Annotated in this window: 17 protein-coding genes; 10 read left to right on the forward strand and 7 right to left on the reverse strand. The window is 65.0% G+C overall.

All coding sequences use genetic code 11. From position 1 onward, the window contains the following. Positions 1 to 18 precede the first annotated feature (18 nt). Entirely contained in the window at positions 19 to 1,260 is a 1,242-nt protein-coding gene (locus HV753_RS24395; protein ID WP_175177163.1) for a YbdK family carboxylate-amine ligase, read from the forward strand. Positions 1,261 to 1,284: 24 nt separating this feature from the next. Here HV753_RS24395 and HV753_RS24400 read toward each other — a convergent pair whose 3' ends face one another. Next, positions 1,285 to 2,220 (reverse strand): methyltransferase domain-containing protein, encoded by a 936-nt coding sequence (locus HV753_RS24400; protein WP_175177259.1) that lies wholly within the window; start codon positions 2,218 to 2,220, stop codon positions 1,285 to 1,287. A 204-nt stretch (positions 2,221 to 2,424) separates the two neighbouring features. Between HV753_RS24400 and HV753_RS24405 the strand changes: the two genes are divergently transcribed. Together HV753_RS24405 and HV753_RS24410 are read left to right on the forward strand one after the other, a co-directional pair. Further along, positions 2,425 to 3,021 carry a ComF family protein gene (locus HV753_RS24405; RefSeq protein ID WP_425485928.1) on the forward strand — a complete coding sequence of 199 codons (597 nt, stop codon included), beginning with the start codon at positions 2,425 to 2,427 and terminating at the stop codon, positions 3,019 to 3,021. A gap of 300 nt (positions 3,022 to 3,321) precedes the next feature. Next, on the forward strand, positions 3,322 to 3,792 hold the full coding sequence (locus HV753_RS24410) for a tRNA (cytidine(34)-2'-O)-methyltransferase (RefSeq protein WP_175177164.1): 471 nt from the start codon (positions 3,322 to 3,324) through the stop codon (positions 3,790 to 3,792). A gap of 367 nt (positions 3,793 to 4,159) precedes the next feature. Here the strand turns inward: HV753_RS24410 and HV753_RS24415 are convergent, their stop codons facing one another. From HV753_RS24415 to HV753_RS24435, 5 genes are read right to left on the reverse strand one after another with little or no spacing between them, the layout of a single operon-like run. Continuing rightward, positions 4,160 to 5,152 (reverse strand): Bug family tripartite tricarboxylate transporter substrate binding protein, encoded by a 993-nt coding sequence (locus tag HV753_RS24415; protein ID WP_175177165.1) that lies wholly within the window; start codon positions 5,150 to 5,152, stop codon positions 4,160 to 4,162. A 50-nt stretch (positions 5,153 to 5,202) separates the two neighbouring features. Then, positions 5,203 to 6,285: an NAD(P)H-dependent glycerol-3-phosphate dehydrogenase gene (locus HV753_RS24420; protein WP_175177166.1), complete on the reverse strand. Its 1,083-nt coding sequence runs from the start codon at positions 6,283 to 6,285 to the stop codon at positions 5,203 to 5,205. Between the two features lie 15 nt (positions 6,286 to 6,300). Beyond that, the gene (secB, locus tag HV753_RS24425; protein WP_175177167.1) at positions 6,301 to 6,840 is read right to left on the reverse strand and encodes a protein-export chaperone SecB; all 540 of its coding nucleotides are present in this window, start codon (positions 6,838 to 6,840) and stop codon (positions 6,301 to 6,303) included. 38 nt (positions 6,841 to 6,878) lie between these two features. Then, complete coding sequence (gene grxC / locus HV753_RS24430) at positions 6,879 to 7,136, reverse strand: glutaredoxin 3 (RefSeq protein ID WP_006224674.1); 258 nt, start codon at positions 7,134 to 7,136, stop codon at positions 6,879 to 6,881. 48 nt (positions 7,137 to 7,184) lie between these two features. Then, complete coding sequence (locus tag HV753_RS24435) at positions 7,185 to 7,607, reverse strand: rhodanese-like domain-containing protein (protein WP_175177168.1); 423 nt, start codon at positions 7,605 to 7,607, stop codon at positions 7,185 to 7,187. Between the two features lie 184 nt (positions 7,608 to 7,791). Here HV753_RS24435 and gpmA point away from each other — a divergent pair, with 184 nt between their 5' ends. From gpmA to HV753_RS24470, 7 genes are all read left to right on the forward strand, one after another. Beyond that, positions 7,792 to 8,544 (forward strand): 2,3-diphosphoglycerate-dependent phosphoglycerate mutase, encoded by a 753-nt coding sequence (gene gpmA, locus HV753_RS24440; protein WP_054420613.1) that lies wholly within the window; start codon positions 7,792 to 7,794, stop codon positions 8,542 to 8,544. A 7-nt stretch (positions 8,545 to 8,551) separates the two neighbouring features. After that, a complete protein-coding gene (locus tag HV753_RS24445) occupies positions 8,552 to 10,153 on the forward strand; it encodes a murein hydrolase activator EnvC family protein (RefSeq protein ID WP_175177169.1) in 1,602 nt (533 codons plus the stop codon). A 90-nt stretch (positions 10,154 to 10,243) separates the two neighbouring features. After that, positions 10,244 to 11,689 carry a S41 family peptidase gene (locus HV753_RS24450; protein ID WP_175177170.1) on the forward strand — a complete coding sequence of 482 codons (1,446 nt, stop codon included), beginning with the start codon at positions 10,244 to 10,246 and terminating at the stop codon, positions 11,687 to 11,689. Further along, positions 11,686 to 12,441 carry a HesA/MoeB/ThiF family protein gene (locus HV753_RS24455; RefSeq protein WP_175177171.1) on the forward strand — a complete coding sequence of 252 codons (756 nt, stop codon included), beginning with the start codon at positions 11,686 to 11,688 and terminating at the stop codon, positions 12,439 to 12,441. The genes HV753_RS24450 and HV753_RS24455 overlap by 4 nt, the downstream gene beginning before the upstream one ends. Before the next feature lie 139 nt (positions 12,442 to 12,580). After that, positions 12,581 to 13,789 (forward strand): GGDEF domain-containing protein, encoded by a 1,209-nt coding sequence (locus tag HV753_RS24460; RefSeq protein ID WP_246288380.1) that lies wholly within the window; start codon positions 12,581 to 12,583, stop codon positions 13,787 to 13,789. Between the two features lie 100 nt (positions 13,790 to 13,889). Further along, positions 13,890 to 14,609 carry a FadR/GntR family transcriptional regulator gene (locus HV753_RS24465; protein WP_175177172.1) on the forward strand — a complete coding sequence of 240 codons (720 nt, stop codon included), beginning with the start codon at positions 13,890 to 13,892 and terminating at the stop codon, positions 14,607 to 14,609. Further along, complete coding sequence (locus HV753_RS24470; RefSeq protein WP_175177173.1) at positions 14,606 to 16,018, forward strand: FAD-binding oxidoreductase; 1,413 nt, start codon at positions 14,606 to 14,608, stop codon at positions 16,016 to 16,018. The genes HV753_RS24465 and HV753_RS24470 overlap by 4 nt, the downstream gene beginning before the upstream one ends. Positions 16,019 to 16,699: 681 nt before the next feature. Here HV753_RS24470 and thiC read toward each other — a convergent pair. Further along, entirely contained in the window at positions 16,700 to 18,613 is a 1,914-nt protein-coding gene (thiC, locus tag HV753_RS24475; protein ID WP_175177174.1) for a phosphomethylpyrimidine synthase ThiC, read from the reverse strand. Between the last annotated feature and the right edge of the window lie 253 nt (positions 18,614 to 18,866).

The following is an 18,866-nucleotide window of genomic DNA, read 5'->3' on the forward strand; positions in this document are numbered from 1 at the left end:
CATTCAAAGGAGTCCGAGATGGAACAGATCCCGTTCATTTCGTCGGCCCCCAACACCCTGGGCATCGAACTCGAGCTGCAACTGATCGACCCCCGTAGTTTTGATCTGACCGCAGCCTCTGACGAGCTGCTGGCCCAAATGGCCAACCATCCCATTGCCGACCGCGTTAAACCGGAAATCACGCGGTCAATGATCGAACTGAATTCCTCGGTGCACGAGCACCCCATGGGCCTGCTGGCCGAAATGCGCGAGATGCGCGATGCCTTGGTCGAAGCGGCCGATGCGGTCGGCGTGTCGGTCGCGGGCGGCGGCGCCCATCCCTTCATGCGCTGGCAGGAGCGCTCCATCTCGGATACCCCGCGCTTCCAATATCTGGCCGAAATGTACGGTTACCTGGCGCGTCAATTCACGGTGTTCGGCCAGCACATCCATTTGGGCGTGAAAAGTGGTGACGACTCTATCAAACTGTTGCGTCGCCTGTCGCCGTACGTCCCGCACTTCATCGCGCTGTCAGCCTCGTCTCCATATTGCGAGGGCGTGGATACCCTGTTCTCGTGCTCGCGCTTGAACGCGGTGAATAGCTTCCCGCTGGCGGGTCACATGCCGCCCGACGTCAAGGACTGGTATCAGTTCGAGGCCCATCTGTCCCAACTGCGCGCATTCGGCCTGGCCGAGAGCATCAAGGATCTGTACTGGGATATCCGCCCGAAGCCGGAGTTCGGCACGGTGGAAATCCGTGTCTGCGATACGCCGTTGACGGTCGAGCGCGCTTGCCAGATTGCGGCCTTCGCGCAGGCGCTGGCCGTCTTGCTGATGCGCGAGGACGAACCCAGCGACAGTGCTTGGCTGTCCTATCGCAGCAATCACTTCCAGGCTTGCCGCTTTGGGCTGCAAGGCAGTTACGTGACGCCGGACGGCCAGCGCGTGCGCCTGATGGATCATCTGCGGGCGTTGTTCCAGCGGTTGATGCCGGTGGCGGAAGAGCTGGGCACGGGCGACATGATCGCTGCCTTGCGCGACGAGGCCATGCGCAGCGGCAACGATGCACGCTGGCTGCGCAGCCAGTTCCATCGCCTGCGCGATCTGCCGCTGGTGGTGGACGCCATGACGCACGCCTGGCGCGGCGAGGCGGCTGAGGCTGCCCCGGCTGAGCCCACGGCGGTGCTGCGACGGCGCATTCGCGCCAATTCAGAGCCCATGCAGCCCTTGTCGGCATCGGAGCCAGGGGTCAGCGTGCCCCTGCCGGAGCGCCTGCACTGACCGGCCCGGCGGCGAGCCCCTGGTTCAGGGGTTCCCGCGGTGCCGGCCACCGATCGCGCTAACGGACAACCGGGTCTCGCCGGCCACCGTGCGGTGCGCGGCGGAGCGCCAGGCGTGACCGTAAGCCACTTCGATACTCAGAGCGATCAGGCCATCGGGCCGGCGCTGCGCTTCCAGCGCGGCGCACAGGCGGTCGCGCCAGTCGCGGCCGACCAAGCCGCCCCGGCGGCCCTCAGCGGGGTTGCCGCCCAGGGCACGCACGTCTTCCAGCAGTTTTTCGGGGCTGCGGTAGGTCAAGGTCAGGAGTTCCTGATCCATGACGGGGTCGGCAAAGCCGTTTTCCACCAGCAGATCGCCAAAGTCATGCATGTCCACGAAGGATGGCGTGGCGGTGCGCAGGCCAGCGTCGGTCAGGGCCTGGCGCAACTCGCGCAAGGTGGCCGGCCCCAGACAGGAGAACATCGCCAGTCCGCCCACCTTCAGGATGCGCCGCCATTCGGCCAGCACGGCATGCGGGGCGCGGTGCCAGTGCATGGCCAGGTTGGACCACACCAGTTCCAGTGATTCAGGGGGCAGGCCGGTATCCGCCAGGTCGGCGTTGACGAAGGCTGGCGCGGCCGGACCACGGCGGGCCAGCTTGCCAATCCAGGCGCCCAGGCCGGCCGGGGCATGACGCTTCCTGGCCCGTTCCAACAGCGGCTCGCAGTTGTCCAGGCCCGTATAGCCGGCGTCCGGATAGCGCTCGCGCAGCAGCGGCAGGTTGTCGCCCGCGCCGCAGCCCGCGTCCAGCATCGCCTGCGGCTGCACGCGGATGTACTGCAAGCGGCCAAGCATGCGGCGGGCCACTTCGCCATAGAGGAACTGCGCGTCGGACAAGTCGCCACGGCGGGCGAACTGCCGGGGCACGTCGGCGCTGACGAGGGGAAGGGAGGGGAGCGGTGCGGATTCTGGCAGGGACATTTCGGTCACGCCCGCGTCTTCGCAGCGGGGCGGAACATGATTTCATTAGGGATGGCATCCATTATTGCGCATCCCGGCCATCGGGCCCGATTGTCCCTACGGGGCATGGGGCGGCGGCTGTGGTCCCGGATTGGCGGCGATTGTCCTTTGTGCGGCGCCCGGGTGGCGGGCGCGCGGCTATGTGACGGCTGTACAGCCGACATTGTGGCCCCGCCATCGGGTGGACGGCCCCGTTGCCCCCGTTGCGCGCTGCGGCTGCCCGCCACGGCCTCGCATTGCGTCGCCTGCCTGCGCGGGCCCAGGGCTTACATACGCACCATCGCCGCCTTTGACTATGCGCCTCCCGCCGATGCCCTGATCCAGCTGCTCAAGACCCGGCTGCGCCTGAGCATGGCGCCGGTGCTGGCCCGCCTGCTGGCCGCCGCGATCCGGAGGGATGGTGGGTTAACCGATGGGGTCATGCTGGTGCCGGTACCCGCCAGCCGCGCGTCGCTGCGTCAGCGCGGCATGAATCCGGCGGGTGAAATCGCCCGCAGCCTGGCGGCCGAGCTGGCGTTGCCGCTGGTCCGCAACGCATTGCGGCGACGCCGCGAAACGCCCCGGCAGACGTCGCTGAGCCGTCGCGCCCGCCAACAAGGCGCGGCCGGCCTGTTTGAAGGTTTGTCCGCCGTGCGCGGACGCCATGTGGCGGTGGTGGACGACGTCATGACCACGGGCAGCACCGTCCAGGCGGCCGCCGAAGCCTTGCTGGCGGCAGGCGCGTCCAGCGTGACCGTGCTGGTCGTGGCGCGCACGCCGTGAGGGGCAAGGTCCTTGCCGGCACGCCAGCAGGGCACACGACGCGGACGCCAGCAGGGCACACGACGTGCAGGCCAGCAGGGCACGCGACGTGCAGGCCAGCAGGGCACACGACGCGCGGGCCAGCAGGGCACACGACGCGCAGGCCAGCAGGGCACGCGACGTGCAGGCCAGCAGGGCACGCGACGTGCAGGTCAGCAGGGCACGCGACGCGCGGGCCAGCGCACCGCCGCGACAAATCGGCGACAATTCCCTTTGTGCGGCCAATCTGGCGCCGCAAGCCGTTTTGGTTCCTTATCCGTCATGTTCCACGTCATCCTCGTCTGCCCCGAGATTCCTCCCAATACGGGCAACGCCATCCGGCTTTGCGCCAATACCGGCGCCCAATTGCATCTGGTGCGCCCATTGGGTTTTGAATTGGATGACGCGCGCATGCGCCGCGCCGGCCTGGACTATCACGAGTGGCAGCCCGTGCGCGTGCACGACACGCTGCAAGAAGCCCTGGACGACACCGGCGCCGACGCTTCGAGCATCTACGCGCTGACCACGCAGGCGCAGCGCAGCGTGGCGGATATCGGCTTCAAGCCGGGCGACGTGTTTGTGTTCGGCCGCGAAACCGCCGGCCTATCGGCCGAGCATCAGGCCATGTTCGCGCCGCAGCAGCGCTTGCGGCTGCCCATGCGCGCAGGCCAGCGCAGCCTGAACCTGTCCAACGCGGTCGCCGTGACCGTGTTCGAGGCCTGGCGCCAGCAAGGATTCGAGGGCGGCTCGTAGGATGGGTGTAGCGCGAGAGGCTGCCCATAAAAACGAGCCTTCACAGCGCGCGCAACCCATCAAGCAGCGGTGATTTCCAGGCAGTTCAGGCCATGGCACGAATGGGTGGCATGATGGGTTGCGCGCGCTGCCTGGCCGTTTTCTTGTGCCCTGTTTCGCGCGCTACACCCATCCTACGGCATCCCAGCCCAGCGCGGCCCAGCAAGACCCAGCAAGACCCAGCAAGACCCAGCACGGCCCAGCACGGTCCAGCAAGGTCCAGCAAGGTCCAGCAAGGCTCAGCACGGTCCAGCACGGCCTAGCAAGACCCAGCAAGACCCAGCCCAGCCCAGCCCAGCCCGACAACCACTCCCTCACCGCCGCCGTATCAGTCCAGCGACAGCTTCAGTTTTTCAATCACCTGGTCCCAACGCGCCTTATCGCTTTTGATGCGGGCGGTCAGGGCTTCGGGCGTGGACGCCGCGGGGGTGAAGTATTGCAAGGCCAATTGTTTGCGCACGGCCTCGCTGTCGATGATGCGGGCCAGTTCGCTGTTCAGCCGTTCAATGATGGGGGTCGGCGTGCCGGCCGGGGCCAGCACGGCGTTCCACGAGATGGCTTCAAAGTCGGGATAGCCCTGTGAGGCCATCGTCGGAATGCCCGGCAGGGCCTCGCTGGGTTGCAGGCTGGTCACCGCCAGCAGCTTGACCTTGCCGTCGCGGGCCTGCGGTACGGCGATGGCCGGCACCATGAAGCCTGCCTGCACGTCGCCGCCGATGATGGCGGTGATTACCTGCGGGAATCCGGAGTAGGGGATGTGCGCCAGGTCCACGCCCGCGCTTTCCTTGAACATCTCCATCGCCAGGTGGGCCGAGCTGCCCGGGCCCACGGAACCGTAGTTCAGCGAATTACCCCGGCCTTTGACCAGTTTGACGAAGTCCTGGACGTTATCGACGTTCAGGCTACCCGGCACGACCAGCACGTTCGGGCTGGTGCCCACCAACGAGACCGGGGCAAGATCGTTGAGCGGGTCGTAGCCCAGGGTCTTCTTGTACAGCGTGGGCGCGGTGACCAGCGGCCCGTTGATCGTATAGAGCAGCGTGTAGCCGTCGGGCTTGGCCTGCGACACGATGCGCGTGCCGATGTTGCCGCCCGCGCCCGGCTTGTTGTCGATGACGATGGGCTGGCCCAGCGCCTGGGACAACGGTTCCGAGATCGTGCGCGCCAGGATGTCGGGCGACGATCCGGGCGGGAAGGGCACGACCATGTGGATGGGGTGATCCGGCCAATCGGCGTGGGCGGCGGCGGGCAGCGCGGCCGCCAGGCTGAGGCACAGGCCGCGCAGCAGCGTGCCGACCCGAAACGTGCGGGTTTGCGTCATGAAAGGTGTCTCCTCGGGATGGGGCGAGTGTTTTGTTGTCTAGGGTGAGGTCAAAGGTGGCCGCCCAGCGACGGGTCCAGCGGGCTGTCCGTGTCTGCGCTTTCATCGCGTGCGTCGCGCGCCAACAAGGCGGAAACCGCGGTCATGGGCGCCACGCCGTCGAACAACACGGCGCAGACGGCTTCGGTGATCGGCAATTCGACGTTGATGGCGCGGGCGCGGTTCAGCGCTGCGCGCGCGCAGCGCACGCCTTCAGCCGTGATGCCGCTGGCCAGGATGTCTGCCAGCTTGCGGCCGGCACCGATCTCCATGCCTACGCGGCGGTTCCGCGACAGATCGCCCGTGGCGGTCAGCACCAGGTCACCCAGGCCGGTCAAGCCGGCGAAGGTTTCGGGACGCGCGCCCAGCGCGACGCCAAAGCGGGTCATTTCGGCCAGGCCGCGCGTGATCAACGCGGCGCGGGCGTTGGTGCCCAGCGCCAGGCCGTCGCCGATGCCGCACGCGACCGCGATGACGTTCTTCAAGGCGCCGCCCACTTCAACGCCCACCAGGTCTGCACTGGCGTAGACGCGCAGCGCTGCGCCGTGGAAGGCGATGGTGGTGGCCTCGCGCAACGTGGCGCTGGTGCTGGCGACGGTCAACGCCACCGGCAATCCTTGCGCGACCTCGCGCGCGAAAGAAGGGCCGGACAAGGCGCCGCCGATCGCGCCAGGCATCGCTTGGCGCACGATTTCGTGAGGCAGCCTGGCCGTGTCGGTTTCAAAGCCCTTGCACGTCCAGACGATGGGGGTGTCCTGCAATCCCAAGGCGGGTAGCCGGCGCGACAGTTCACCGCACAGGGCGGACAGGCCGGCCACGGGCACGCCCAGCACGATCAGGCGGCGGGCGCCCTCGTCTTGCAGGCTGCGCAGCGTGGCGTCGAGATCGGAGGAGAAATTCAGGGCCTGGGGCAGGGAAATGCCCGGCAGGTAGCGCGCGTTCTCATGCGTGGCGGCCATGCTGGCGGCCTGCGCGGCGTCGCGCGCCCAAAGTAGAGTGGCGTGGCGGCGGCTGGAGGCCGCCGCCAGCGCGGTGCCCCAACTTCCCGCACCCAGGACGGCAACGCGCAAGCGCGGCTCAGTGGGATGGTTCATCGGGGCGTGGCTTGCTTATTGGCGGGTGGCGCTGGGGGGCAGGATGATGCCCGAGTCGCTGCCAGCGCCGTTGCCGTTGGTGGCGCCTTGCTGCTGTTGCAGTTCGGCCAGGCGCTGTTCGTACAGGGCCTGGAAGTTGACTTCCGTCAGGTGCAACGGCGGCATCGAGGTGCGGGTGATCGCATCGGCGATGTTGGCGCGCAGGTACGGGTACAGCATCGTCGGGCAAACAATGCCCAGCAGCGGATCCAGCTGCTCTTCCGGAATGTTGGCAGCTTCGAAGATGCCGGCTTGCGTGCCTTCGACCAGGTACACGACCTTTTCGCCGATGCGGGTGGTGACCGTGACGGTGACCGTGGTTTCAAACACGGTTTCCGCCAGGCGTTGACCGCCCACGGTGATGCTCACTTCAACCTGGGGCGCTTCTTGCTCCAGGAAGACGTGAGGCGCGTTCGGCATTTCCAGCGAAAGGTCTTTCAGGTAGACGCGCTGCAGATTGAACGAGGGCGCGTCGTTGCCGCCTTCTTGCTGGGTGTTTTGGTCTTGATCAGCCATGAGTGTTTCCGTTGGTGGGAGGGGCAAAAAGAGGGCGATTAGCCGTTGAGCAAGGGGGCAAGGCCACCCGAGCGGTCCAGGGCCATCAAGTCGTCGCAACCGCCGACATGGGTATCGCCGATAAAGATCTGCGGCACGGTGCGCCGACCGGTACGTTCGATCATGACATCACGCTGGGACGGATCCCGGTCGATCTGGATGATTTCCAGGTCGGCCACGCCACGTTGCTCAAGCAGAGCCTTGGCGCGGGCGCAATAAGGACAATAATCCTTGCTGTACATGACAACTTTATTCATAGGCGCTCCTGCGAATTCGGGGTGGGGAAAGGGGACGCGAGCCCCGGTTCAACCCTTTTGGGTGACCGGCAGGCTGGCGGCCGACCAGGCGCGCATGCCACCGTCCAGCGGCACCACGTCGGCGAAGCCTTGCGCGCGCAGCTTGGCGGCGGCGCGGGCGGAATCACGGCCATTGTCGCAAACCACGATCAGCGGCTTGTTCTTGGGCAGCGACGCGGCCTTTTGTTCGATGTCGGCGGCCGGCACGTTGCGGGCTTGGGCGATGTGGCCGGCCTGGAACTGTTCGGCGGGACGCACGTCAATCCAGACGGCATTGCGCTGGTTGACCATCTGGATGGCTTCGCCGGTGCTGACGGCCGAGCCGCTGCGACCCTTGCGGATCGCGGGGATGGCCAGCATCACGCCGGCGATGACGGCGACGGCGACGATGAAGACGTTGTTTTTATCGAGCAAGAATTGCAGAAGATCCACGGGGCATCCTGAAGTACGGCGACAAGCCAGGTAGGGGCGAACCCTTGGCGTCCCCATCGGTGCCGCGCCATGGAAATGGGCGGGTGCGCCGGGGCAAAATCAAGGGCAAAATCACTCAATTATAAAATGAGCGCATTCTTTAACCATCCCTTAACTTTAACCCGCGCGGAAAGCGTGCCAAACCATGCATAAACTTGTTCTGATGCGCCACGGCGAAAGTCAGTGGAATCTGGAAAACCGCTTCACTGGCTGGACTGACGTCGACCTGACTGAAACCGGCCGCGAACAGGCCCGCAAGGCCGGAGAATTGCTGAAGAAAGAGGGTTACACCTTCGACCTGGCCTATTCGTCGCTGCTCAAGCGCGCCATCCGCACCCTGTGGATCGCGCTGGACGCCATGGACGCCATGTACACCCCGGTGGGCGTGAACTGGCGCCTGAACGAACGCCACTACGGCGCGCTGCAAGGCTTGAACAAGGCCGAAACCGCCGCCAAGTACGGCGACGAACAGGTCCTGATCTGGCGCCGTGCGTATGCCATCGCCCCGGAACCGCTGGCGCTGGACGACGAACGCCATCCGCGTTTCGACAGCCGCTACGCCAAGATCCCGGCCGACCAGCTGCCCGCCACCGAGTGCCTGAAGGACACCGTGGCCCGCGTGCTGCCTTTCTGGAACGAATCCATTGCCCCGGCCATCCGCGCTGGCCGCAAGGTGCTGGTCGCCGCCCACGGCAACAGCCTGCGTGCGCTGATCAAGCATCTGGACAATGTGTCGGATGATGACATCGTCAATGTGAATATTCCGACCGGCCAGCCGCTGGTCTACGAATTGGATGATGACCTGCGCCCCATCCGCCACTATTATCTGGGCGATGCCGCCGAGATCGAGGCGGCCATGGCTGCCGTCGCAGCCCAGGGCAAGGCTAAGAAGGACTGATATTTCTATGCGTCGCACGGCAGGGGTGTTGTTGGCGGTCATGTTGACCGGTGGGGTGCTGTCCGCGCGTGCCGCACCTGACGACCTTGCCGGACGCCAGTCCGACGCCGAACGCCAGCAGGCCGCCTTGCGGGACCGCATCGAGAACCTGCAAAAGGATATCGACGGCCGCGAGGCCGCCCGCAAGGAAGCGGCCGACGCGCTCAAGCAGTCAGAGTCGTCCATTTCCAAGATCAACCTGCGCCTGCGGGAACTGGCCGACGCCAACCGGCAGGCGCAGACTGACCTGGCCGGCCTGGAAAAGCAGATCGGCGCGCAAGAGACCGTGATGGCCAAGCGCCGCGTGGAATTGGCCGATCAGTTGCGCACCCAATACACCAGCGGCCTGTCGCCCTGGACGGCGCTGCTGTCCGGTGACGATCCCCAAGTGCTGGGCCGCAACCTGGGCTACCTGGACTACGTGTCGCAGGCCCGCGCCAACGCCGTGCAGGCATTGCGGGCCGACATCGAACGCCTGGCCGCCCTACAGACGCGGGCCGATGCGCGCCGCGTCGAAATTGAAAAAGTCGTGGCCGAAACGTCCGAGCAGAAGACCGCTCTGGTCGGCCAGCAGAAAGAACGCGCCACGTTGTTGGCGCAGTTGGAAGGACAGATCGCCGCGCAGCGCGCCGAGGCCAATAAGCTGGGCCGCGATGACCAGCGCCTGTCCCGCTTGATCACCGATCTGGACTCCGCGATCGCCAAGCAGATCGAAGAGGCCCGCAAAGCCGAAGAGGCGCGCAAGAAAGCCGAGGAAGCTCGCCGCGTGGAAGAAGCCCGCCGCGCCGCCGAGGACGCCAAGAAGCGCGCCGAGGCGCAACGTCGCGCGGACGAGGCCCGCAAGAAGGCCGAGGCAGAGCAGCGCAAGTTGGCGGCGGATGCCGCCACTCGGCGCGATCGGGACAGCCGGGATGCCCAAGAGGCGGCGCAGGCCCGCGAACAGGTCGAGGCGGCGTCGCGCCAGAATCGCGGCCCCGTTGCCGTGGCCGATCCGGACGCCGCCGGATTACGTCCAGCTGAACAGCGGCACACCCGGTTGACGGATCCTGTCGGCACGCAGCCGCCGGCTTCGGCAAAACCCGCGGATCCCCCCAAAAAGGCGGAACCAGTCGAGACCGAAACCACTCCAACCCGCAGTGCATCGGCCCAGCAACCCTCCCGTGCCGTGCCGTTGGGCGGCGGCAACGGTTTGAAGCATGGCCTGGCCATGCCGGTGCGCGGGCAGGTGCAGGGCCGTTTCGGCGTGGATCGCCCGGATGGCGGCGTTTGGCGGGGCGTGGTGTTGCGCGCGCCAGAAGGCACCCCCGTTAAAGTCGTGGCCCCCGGCACCGTGGTTTACGCGGAATGGTTGCGTGGTTTTGGCAACCTCATCATTGTGGATCATGGCCAGCAGTACCTGACGGTCTATGCTTACAACCAAAGTCTGCTCAAACGAGTGGGGGATTCGGTGACAGGTGGCGATACTATTGCTACGGTAGGGGCAACCGGCGGCCAAGTAGAATCCGGCCTATACTTTGAAATTCGCCATCGTGGCGCTCCTGTGGATCCAGCCCAGTGGCTGGCCCAGTAGGTTCATGTCGTTGGTCAACACATGTCGTTGGTAAATAACCGTTGGTGAATTACCAAACCCATCGGCGAAAACAATATTCGGGAAGTGTGCATGGGCACTCGTAAGTTTCGCGGTTTCGGTCTGATTGCCATCGGTGCGGTGGCTGGCGTATTGCTTAGCGTTGGAGTGACAGCTGTCGCCCAGCGTGGCAGTCCCCTGCCTCTGGACGAGCTCAGGCAACTGAGCAGCGTCTTCGACGCCATCAAGCGCAACTACGTCGAAGCGGTCGATGACAAGACACTGATCGACAATGCCATCTCAGGCATGGTCTCCAACCTGGACCCGCACTCCGCTTACCTGGATGCCGACGCATTCCGTGAAATGCAGACGGCGACGCAAGGCGAGTTCGGCGGCCTGGGCATCGAGGTTGGCGCGGAAGACGGTTTCGTGAAGGTGATCTCGCCGATCGAAGGCACGCCCGCCGCGCGCGCTGGCGTCATGGCCGGCGATCTGATCATCAAGATCGACGACACGCCCACCAAGGGCATGACCCTGAACGACGCCGTCAAGCTCATGCGCGGCGCACCCAAGTCGCCGATCACGCTGACCATCATGCGCGCCGATCGTCCCCAGCCCATCGTGCTGAAGATCATCCGCGACGTCATCAAGGTGCGCAGCGTGCGCAGCAAGATGCTGGATAACGGCGTCGGCTACATCCGTGTTGCTCAATTCCAGGAAAAGACCGGCTCGGATCTCGCCAAGGAACTGAAAGACCTGGGCGCCAAAGAACCGCTCAAGGGCCTGGTGCTGGATTTGCGCAATGACCCGGGTGGCCTGCTGACCAGCGCCATCGGCGTGTCTGGCGCGTTCCTGCCGGCTGACGCCCTGGTGGTGTCCACCGACGGCCGCACGCCCGACGCCCGCCACAAGTACCTGGCCACGCCGTCGGAATACGCCCGCGGTGAAAGCAACTACCTGGCAGGCTTGCCTGCCTGGACCAAGACGGTGCCGATGGTGGTGCTGGTGAACGTGGGTTCGGCCTCGGCTTCCGAGATCGTGGCCGGCGCGCTCCAGGATCACAAGCGTGCCAAAGTCCTGGGTAATCGCACCTTCGGCAAGGGCTCGGTGCAGGTCATCCTGCCGTTGTCCGAAAGCACCGCGGTCAAGCTGACCACGTCGCGCTACTTCACGCCCAGCGGCCGTTCCATCCAGGCCACCGGCATCGAACCGGACTACGTCGTTGCCGATACGGCTGACGGCGACTTGTTCCGCCTGCCGCGTGAAGCCGACCTGCAACGCCACTTGTCCAACCCGGGCACGTCCAACGAAGTGAAGTCCAATTCGGACCAAGACAACGTTGACGTTCCGACCAAGGTGTTCGAGTTCGGCGGCAAGGACGACTTCCAGCTGCAACAGGCGCTGAACGTGCTGGCCGGCAAGCCGGTGCAAAAGGGTTCGGCTCGTGCACAGGCCAAGGCTGACGCCAAGGCCGGCGGGGGTACGCCCACGCGCATGAAGATCACGCCGACCGGAGTCGAGCCCAGCAAGGACAAATGAACGACGAGCAACTGCTGCGCTACGCCCGCCACATCCTGCTCGACGAGCTGGGAATAGAAGGGCAGGAAAAACTGCTGGCGGCGCGTGTGCTCATCGTGGGAGCGGGTGGACTGGGTTCACCCGCAGCGCTCTACCTGGCCACCGCCGGCGTGGGCGACATCACCCTGGCTGACGACGACATCGTCGAACTCAGCAATCTGCAACGCCAGATCCTCCACACCACCGCCAGCGTCGGCCGCCCCAAGGCCGAATCCGGGCGCGACATGCTGGCGGCGTTCAATCCGCAAGCGCAGGTCCATGCCCGCGTCGAACGCCTGAAGGATCAGGCATTGTCCGACGCGGTGGCAAACGCGGATCTGGTGCTGGACTGTACCGACAACTTCACCACGCGCCACGCCATCAACCGCGCTTGCGTGCAGCATCGCAAGCCGCTGGTATCCGGCGCCGCGATCCGTTTCGACGGCCAGGTCAGCGTCTACGACCTGCGCGACGACAACGCGCCCTGTTACCACTGCCTGTTCCCGGAAGCGGACGACGTTGAGGAAGCCAATTGCGCCACCATGGGCGTGTTCGCCCCGGTGGTCGGCATCATCGGCAGCATGCAAGCGGCCGAAGCGCTGAAGCTGCTGTCCGGCGTGGGGGAAAGCCTGTCCGGCCGCTTGCTGTGGCTGGATGTCCGCACCATGCAATGGCGCAGTGTCAACGTCCAGCGCGACCCCGAATGTGCGGTCTGCGGCCATCGCGGGCACTGAGGCCCGCTGGGCGTCCAAGCCGAAAACACGTCTCACGCGGTGGCCTTATTGCCCATCGGGACAATGTTAAAGGCTTGAAATACCTGCTATAACGCCTGCCAGCCTACAGAATTCAGGTAATGGCGATGGACGCGACGGTGTGGATACAGGACTGAAGTTCAGTTTGCCCAAGTGGCGTCTGACCCGATGGTTGACGCATTCGGGGCAAGACACGCCTGCGGATATCCGCGCGGGCCTGATCGCCAGCTTGTTTGGCACGCTCCCCATTTTTGCCGGAGGAGTCATCAATACGTTGATGATTTCAGGCGTGGTCACCTGGCGGCGCCCCGAGCCCCTGTATATCTCGTGGCTGCTGCTGGAGGTGGTGCTCGCCATCGTCCGCGTCACGATCCTGCGCTCGGCCTTGCGCGCCGCGTCCAAGGGCGGCAACACCCATACCGACATCTATATTCTGCTGGCCCTGATGTGGGCATTCAGTGTGGGCTACGGCGTGTTCGTCACCTTCCTCAACGGAGACTGGCTGGCCGCGACCTTGGCGGGCGTGTCCTGCGGCGCGATGGCCGGGGGCATTTGCTTTCGCAACTACGGCGCACCCAGGCTGGTCGGCGCGATGATTTTCCTGAGCTTGGGGCCGATGTGCCTGGGTGCCTTGTTCACCGGCGAATACGTCACGGCCATCGTTTTCATCCAGATTCCCTTCTATCTGGTCAGCATGACCATCGCCTCGCACCGGTTGAACCGCATTTTGGTGTCCACCATGCTGGCCGAACGCGACAGCGAACGCCGCGCCAGTGAAGACGCGCTGACGGGACTGGCCAATCGGACGGGGCTGCAAGTGGCGCTGGAGCGGGTCTGCGCCAGCGCGCGCGGGCACGATAGCCAGGCGGCGCTGCTGTACATGGACATGGATGATTTCAAGCGGATCAACGATACCTACGGCCATGCTGCCGGCGACCAGGTATTGACCACCGTCGCTCAGCGCATGCGCGGCATGCTGCGGGTGGACGATGTGGCCGCCCGGATTGGCGGCGATGAATTCATCGTGTTGGTGACGGGCATCGACGCCGTGGCCGCATTGCGGTTGGGCGAACACTTGTTGCGCGACGCATCCCAGCCTATCTCGCTGGCGGACGGCACCCGCGTGAGCGTGGGTCTGTCGATCGGCATTTCGATTATTTCGGGCGCCAACCGAAACCCGCAAACCGCGCTGGATTCGGCGGATGCGGCGTTGTATCGAGCCAAGGCGCGAGGCGGCCGTTGCTGCGAGATCGTGGGGAACAGCGAGGTCGAGGACGTCACGCTGTCGGACAGCAACGGCACTGGTAGCGGCGAACCCGCCGCCGCCTGAGGACGGATCCTGGCGACGTTGTGGTGAGTTCGTGGGCAGATTTTGCCCTCATTCGCCAATAGTTATCAGATAACCTGAGAACTATGCCTATAATCGGGTCATGCTGACCAAGACCCTTACCCTGACCGAACAGGTCGCCCGCCAGATCGCGACGGACATTGCCGATGGTGTGCATGCCATCGGTGCCAAATTGCCGCCGGGCCGTGTCCTGGCCGAGCAATATGGCGTCAGCGCAGCCGTCATCCGTGAAGCGACCGAACGCTTGCGCGCACAGGGTCTGATCCAAAGCCGTCAGGGTTCGGGCAGCACCGTGGTGTCGCGCACCGGCACGCAGGGTTTCCAGGTGTCCACCGGCATCGCCGTGGACCGTCAGCAATTGGCCAACGTCTATGAATTGCGGATGGAACTGGAGGGAGGGGCCGCCGCGCTGGCGGCGTTGCGCCGCAATGCTTCCGACCTGACCGCCATGGCGCGCGCGCTGGCCGATCTGGAAGCCCATCTTGAGCATCCCGAACAAGGGGTGGATCACGACGTTGCCTTCCACGTTGCCATTGCCGCGGCAACCCACAACAGCACCTATCAAGACCTGTTGCAGTATCTGAACCTGCAACTGCGGCTGGCTGTCAGCACCGCGCGCACCAATAGCCGCCTGCAAGATGGCCTGACCGCGGCGGTGCACCAGGAACACGTCGCCGTGTTTGAGGCCATCCGCGCCGGCAATCCCGAACAAGCCCGCCAGGCGGCGGTCTTCCATTTGCAGCAGGCGGCTCGCCGCCTGCAACTCGATCCCTTCTTTCCCACGGCAACGCAGACATCATGAGCGCATCCGACTTCACGCAACGCCTGGCCCAGGCCCTGGGCCCCGACACCGTCTACACCGCCGACGCGGATATCGCGCCCTGGCTGTCCGATTGGCGCGGCCTGTACAACGGCCATGCCCAGGCGGTGGTGCGCCCGCGCACGACCGCCGATGTGGCAGCCTGCCTGGCGCTGTGCCAGAAAGAAGGCGTGCCGGTGGTGCCGCGCGGCGGTAATACCGGTCTGTGCGGTGGCGCCACGCCGGACGGCAGCGCGAAGAATGTGGTGTTGAGCCTGGATCGCATGAACGCCGTGCGCGCCATCGACACCGTGGCCAATACGATGGTGGCCGAAGCCGGCGCCATCCTGGGCAACCTGCGCCGCGCCGCGCAGGACGCCGGGCGACTGCTGCCGTTGAGTCTGGCCGCGGAGGATTCCAGCCAGATCGGCGGCAACGTCGCCACCAACGCCGGTGGCGTGAACGTGGTGCGCTACGGCATGGCGCGCGAGCTCGTGTTGGGCCTGGAAGCGGTGCTGCCCACGGGCGAAATCTTCAACGGCCTGCGCACGCTGCGCAAGGACAATACGGGCTACGACCTGAAGCAGTTGTTGATCGGTTCCGAAGGCACGCTTGGCGTGATCACGGCGGTGGCGCTGCGTTTGTTTCCGCGTACCGATGTACGTTCGGTGGTGCTGACCGCAGTCGAATCGCCCGCGCAGGCGTTGCAATTGTTCGAGATCCTGTTCGAGCAATGCGGTGCGCGCTTGCAGGCGTTTGAATACTTTTCGGGTGACTGCCTGGACTTGGTGCTGACGCATGCCGAAGGCGTGCAGGAACCGTTCGATCAACGCTATCCGGCGTATGTGCTGGTGGAATTGGCGGACACCGCTGACGAGGCGGGCCTGACGACGTTGCTTGAGAACGTGATTGGGACGGCGTTGGAACGCGGCCTGTGCCTGGATGCGGCGGTATCGGCGTCGCTGTCGCAGTTGCAGACGCTGTGGAAGCTGCGCGAGGAAATCTCGGAGGCGCAACGCGCGGACGGCCCGCACTTGAAGCACGATGTGTCGCTGCCGATTGAGCGCATTCCGGATTTCATGGTGTCGGCGGAAGCGCGCGTGCGTGCGCTTTACCCGGATATCCGCCCGTTCATCTTCGGCCATTTTGGCGACGGCAACCTGCACTACAACCTGTCGCGCCCGGCAGGCGCGGCGCGCGACTGGGTGTCAGTGCATGGCGCGGCGATCACGGATGCGGTGCTGAACGAAGTGAATCGCTACGGCGGAAGTATTTCCGCGGAACATGGGATTGGGCAGTTGAAGCGGGAGCATTTCTTGCATAGCAAGGATGCCGTGGAGTTGAGGTTGATGCGCGAGATCAAGAAGGTGATGGATCCGGCGGGGATCATGAATCCGGGGAAGCTGCTGTAAGAGGGATGTTGGGGGATGCAGGGCGGGCCGTGGCGGTTGAGGCTTCGTAGGTCGCCCATCGTCGCTGTCGGCGTGACGGCGCGCGCCCACGATTGCGGTCCGGAGCCTTCGCTCCGGACGTCCCCGTCGTCATCCTCGTCCGCCTTCGGCTCCCTTCGGATTCCCTCGGGCGCATCAAGGTTGCGAGCCGTCACGCCGACAGCGACGACGGGCTACGGAAGTCTTGGGTCGGGGTGCTGCTAGGCTTGTGTTTGCTGAGGGGTGCTGCGGGGCCGGCTGATTGCCGGCGCCGGGGCGCCGGCAATCGGCATACGCATTGTGTGTCGGTGGGGGCTTGCGACGATGATGGGTTGCGTGCGGCACAGGTCCGTGTGCTTGGGGCTGGCGGAACGCACTCCACCCATCCTACGGAAGACGAACGGCATCCTTGCGGGGCCAGTGCAAACCACGTCCAAGACAACGCAAGTCGATGCGTAAGCTCCCGAACGCCGCCCGCGCGGCCGGCCGGGAGCGGGCCCCGCAAGATCTTCCACCATTCCCCGCTGTGGAGAAGAACCCTAAGCACACCGACCGACCCAGCCGCCGTGAGATTGCGGCTAGCGGAGTCCGGTGTGTTGGGGGTCTGGGGTACGACGGGCGTCTAAAGAACCCTGCCCGCCGCAGCACTCCTGCTCTCCCAATCTACTGCCGGTGATAAACCTCAGCCCCCTTCTTGACAAACTCCACCGACTTTTCCTGCATCCCCTTCTGCAACGCATCCTTCTCGCTCACGCCTTGGGCGGCTGCGTAATCGCGGACGTCTTGCGTGATCTTCATGCTGCAAAAGTGCGGGCCGCACATCGAGCAGAAATGTGCCACTTTCATGGAGTCCTTTGGCAAGGTCTCGTCGTGGAATTCCTTCGCGGTGTCCGGGTCCAGGCCCAGATTGAACTGATCATCCCAGCGGAACTCGAAGCGCGCTTTTGACAAGGCGTTGTCACGGATGGCCGCGCCCGGGTGGCCCTTGGCCAAATCGGCGGCGTGGGCGGCGATCTTGTACGTGATGATGCCGTCCTTCACGTCCTTCTTGTTCGGCAGGCCCAAGTGCTCTTTCGGGGTCACGTAGCAGAGCATCGCGGTGCCGTACCAGCCGATCAGCGCGGCGCCGATGCCGGAGGTGATGTGGTCGTAGCCGGGGGCGATGTCGGTGGTCAGGGGGCCCAGCGTGTAGAACGGCGCCTCGTGGCAGTGTTCCAGCTGTAGCTCCATGTTTTCCTTGATCATCTGCATCGGCACGTGGCCGGGGCCTTCGATCATGACTTGCACGTCGTGCTTCCAGGCCACCTGAGTCAGTTCGCCCAAGGTCTTCAATTCGGCGAATTGCGCTTCATCGTTGGCGTCGTAGCCCGAGCCCGGGCGCAGGCCGTCGCCCAGCGAGAAGCTGACGTCATAGGCCTTCATGATGTCGCAGATATCTTCAAAGCGCTCGTACAGGAAGCTCTCCTTGTGGTGTGCCAGGCACCACTTGGCCATGATCGAGCCGCCGCGCGAGACGATGCCGGTCATGCGGTCGGCCGTCATCGGGATGAAGGGCAGGCGCACGCCCGCGTGGATCGTGAAGTAGTCCACGCCCTGTTCGGCTTGTTCGATCAGCGTGTCGCGGAAGATCTCCCAAGTCAGGTCCTCGGCTTTGCCGTCGACCTTTTCCAGTGCCTGGTAGATCGGCACGGTGCCGATCGGGACGGGCGAATTGCGGATGATCCACTCGCGCGTTTCATGGATGTGGCGGCCGGTGGACAAGTCCATGACGGTATCGCCGCCCCAACGGATCGCCCAGGTCATCTTTTCAACTTCCTCGCCGATGCCGGAGCTGACCGCGGAGTTGCCGATGTTGGCGTTGATCTTCACCAGGAAGTTGCGGCCGATGGCCATCGGCTCGACTTCGGGGTGGTTGATGTTGGCCGGGATGATGGCGCGGCCGCGTGCGATTTCGTCGCGCACGAATTCCGGCGTGATGGCGGCAGGGATGGATGCGCCGAACGATTGGCCCGGATGCTGGCGAAGCAGGCGCTTGACCATTTTTTCACCGTCGGGACCGCTGTCACGCAGCGTTTGCAGATAGTGTTCGCGGCGCAGGCTTTCGCGGATGGCCACATATTCCATCTCGGGCGTGATGACGCCGCGGCGCGCATAGTGCATCTGCGACACATTGGCACCGGACTTGGCGCGGCGCGGCGGGCGTTGCAGGTCGAAGCGCATGGCCGTCAGTTTGGGATCGGTCAGGCGTTCACGACCGTAGTCGCTGGTTGGGCCCGACAGCACTTCCGTGTCGCCGCGTTCTTCGATCCAGGCACGGCGCAGCGCGGGCAGGCCGCGGCGGATGTCGATCTTGGCGTCAGGGTCGGTGTAGGGGCCGCTACAGTCGTAGACGGTCAGTGGCGGGTTCTTTTCCCCGCCGAACATGGTCGGCGTGTCGTCTTGCTCGATCTCGCGGAAAGGGACGCGGATGTCAGGGCGTGACCCTGTTTCATACACGCGGCGAGATTTGGGCAGCGGTGCGACGGCCGCCGCGTCGACTTCGGCGGTAGCGGCCAGGAATTTGGGATTGGCGTTCATTGAAAGCTCCAAGCGAGTTGTTGGAGCCGATCGGGAATGGACTTCCGCCAGGCGTGCAGAGTCGCGTGGCGGAAATACGGCTCCCAGCATCGGCATTATCCGTACTGGTACGAAGGGACTCTCTCAACACGTCCGGCCGAAATGGCGGGACGAGTACCCCTGCGCGAAAGCGAAGTATAGAGCCAGTCGGCGCGTTCCAGGTGCACCATGTGTGCCGCACCGCGTCCTGTTGATAGGCGGGCGGGCAGGAAGG

This window comes from Achromobacter pestifer (genome assembly GCF_902859625.1).
Lineage (GTDB): Bacteria > Pseudomonadota > Gammaproteobacteria > Burkholderiales > Burkholderiaceae_B > Achromobacter > Achromobacter pestifer.

Excerpts from the sequence above, each read along its gene's own strand:
- grxC (WP_006224674.1), bottom strand. The coding sequence starts at position 7,136 with ATGAATAAAGTTGTCATGTACAGCAAGGATTATTGTCCTTATTGCGCC.
- HV753_RS24470 (WP_175177173.1), top strand. The coding sequence starts at position 14,606 with ATGAGCGCATCCGACTTCACGCAACGCCTGGCCCAGGCCCTGGGCCCC.
- HV753_RS24395 (WP_175177163.1), top strand. The coding sequence starts at position 19 with ATGGAACAGATCCCGTTCATTTCGTCGGCCCCCAACACCCTGGGCATC.
- HV753_RS24465 (WP_175177172.1), top strand. The coding sequence starts at position 13,890 with ATGCTGACCAAGACCCTTACCCTGACCGAACAGGTCGCCCGCCAGATC.
- HV753_RS24420 (WP_175177166.1), bottom strand. The coding sequence starts at position 6,285 with ATGAACCATCCCACTGAGCCGCGCTTGCGCGTTGCCGTCCTGGGTGCG.
- secB (WP_175177167.1), bottom strand. The coding sequence starts at position 6,840 with ATGGCTGATCAAGACCAAAACACCCAGCAAGAAGGCGGCAACGACGCG.
- HV753_RS24445 (WP_175177169.1), top strand. The coding sequence starts at position 8,552 with ATGCGTCGCACGGCAGGGGTGTTGTTGGCGGTCATGTTGACCGGTGGG.
- HV753_RS24415 (WP_175177165.1), bottom strand. The coding sequence starts at position 5,152 with ATGACGCAAACCCGCACGTTTCGGGTCGGCACGCTGCTGCGCGGCCTG.
- HV753_RS24400 (WP_175177259.1), bottom strand. The coding sequence starts at position 2,220 with ATGTCCCTGCCAGAATCCGCACCGCTCCCCTCCCTTCCCCTCGTCAGC.
- HV753_RS24410 (WP_175177164.1), top strand. The coding sequence starts at position 3,322 with ATGTTCCACGTCATCCTCGTCTGCCCCGAGATTCCTCCCAATACGGGC.
- gpmA (WP_054420613.1), top strand. The coding sequence starts at position 7,792 with ATGCATAAACTTGTTCTGATGCGCCACGGCGAAAGTCAGTGGAATCTG.
- HV753_RS24450 (WP_175177170.1), top strand. The coding sequence starts at position 10,244 with ATGGGCACTCGTAAGTTTCGCGGTTTCGGTCTGATTGCCATCGGTGCG.
- HV753_RS24455 (WP_175177171.1), top strand. The coding sequence starts at position 11,686 with ATGAACGACGAGCAACTGCTGCGCTACGCCCGCCACATCCTGCTCGAC.
- thiC (WP_175177174.1), bottom strand. The coding sequence starts at position 18,613 with ATGAACGCCAATCCCAAATTCCTGGCCGCTACCGCCGAAGTCGACGCG.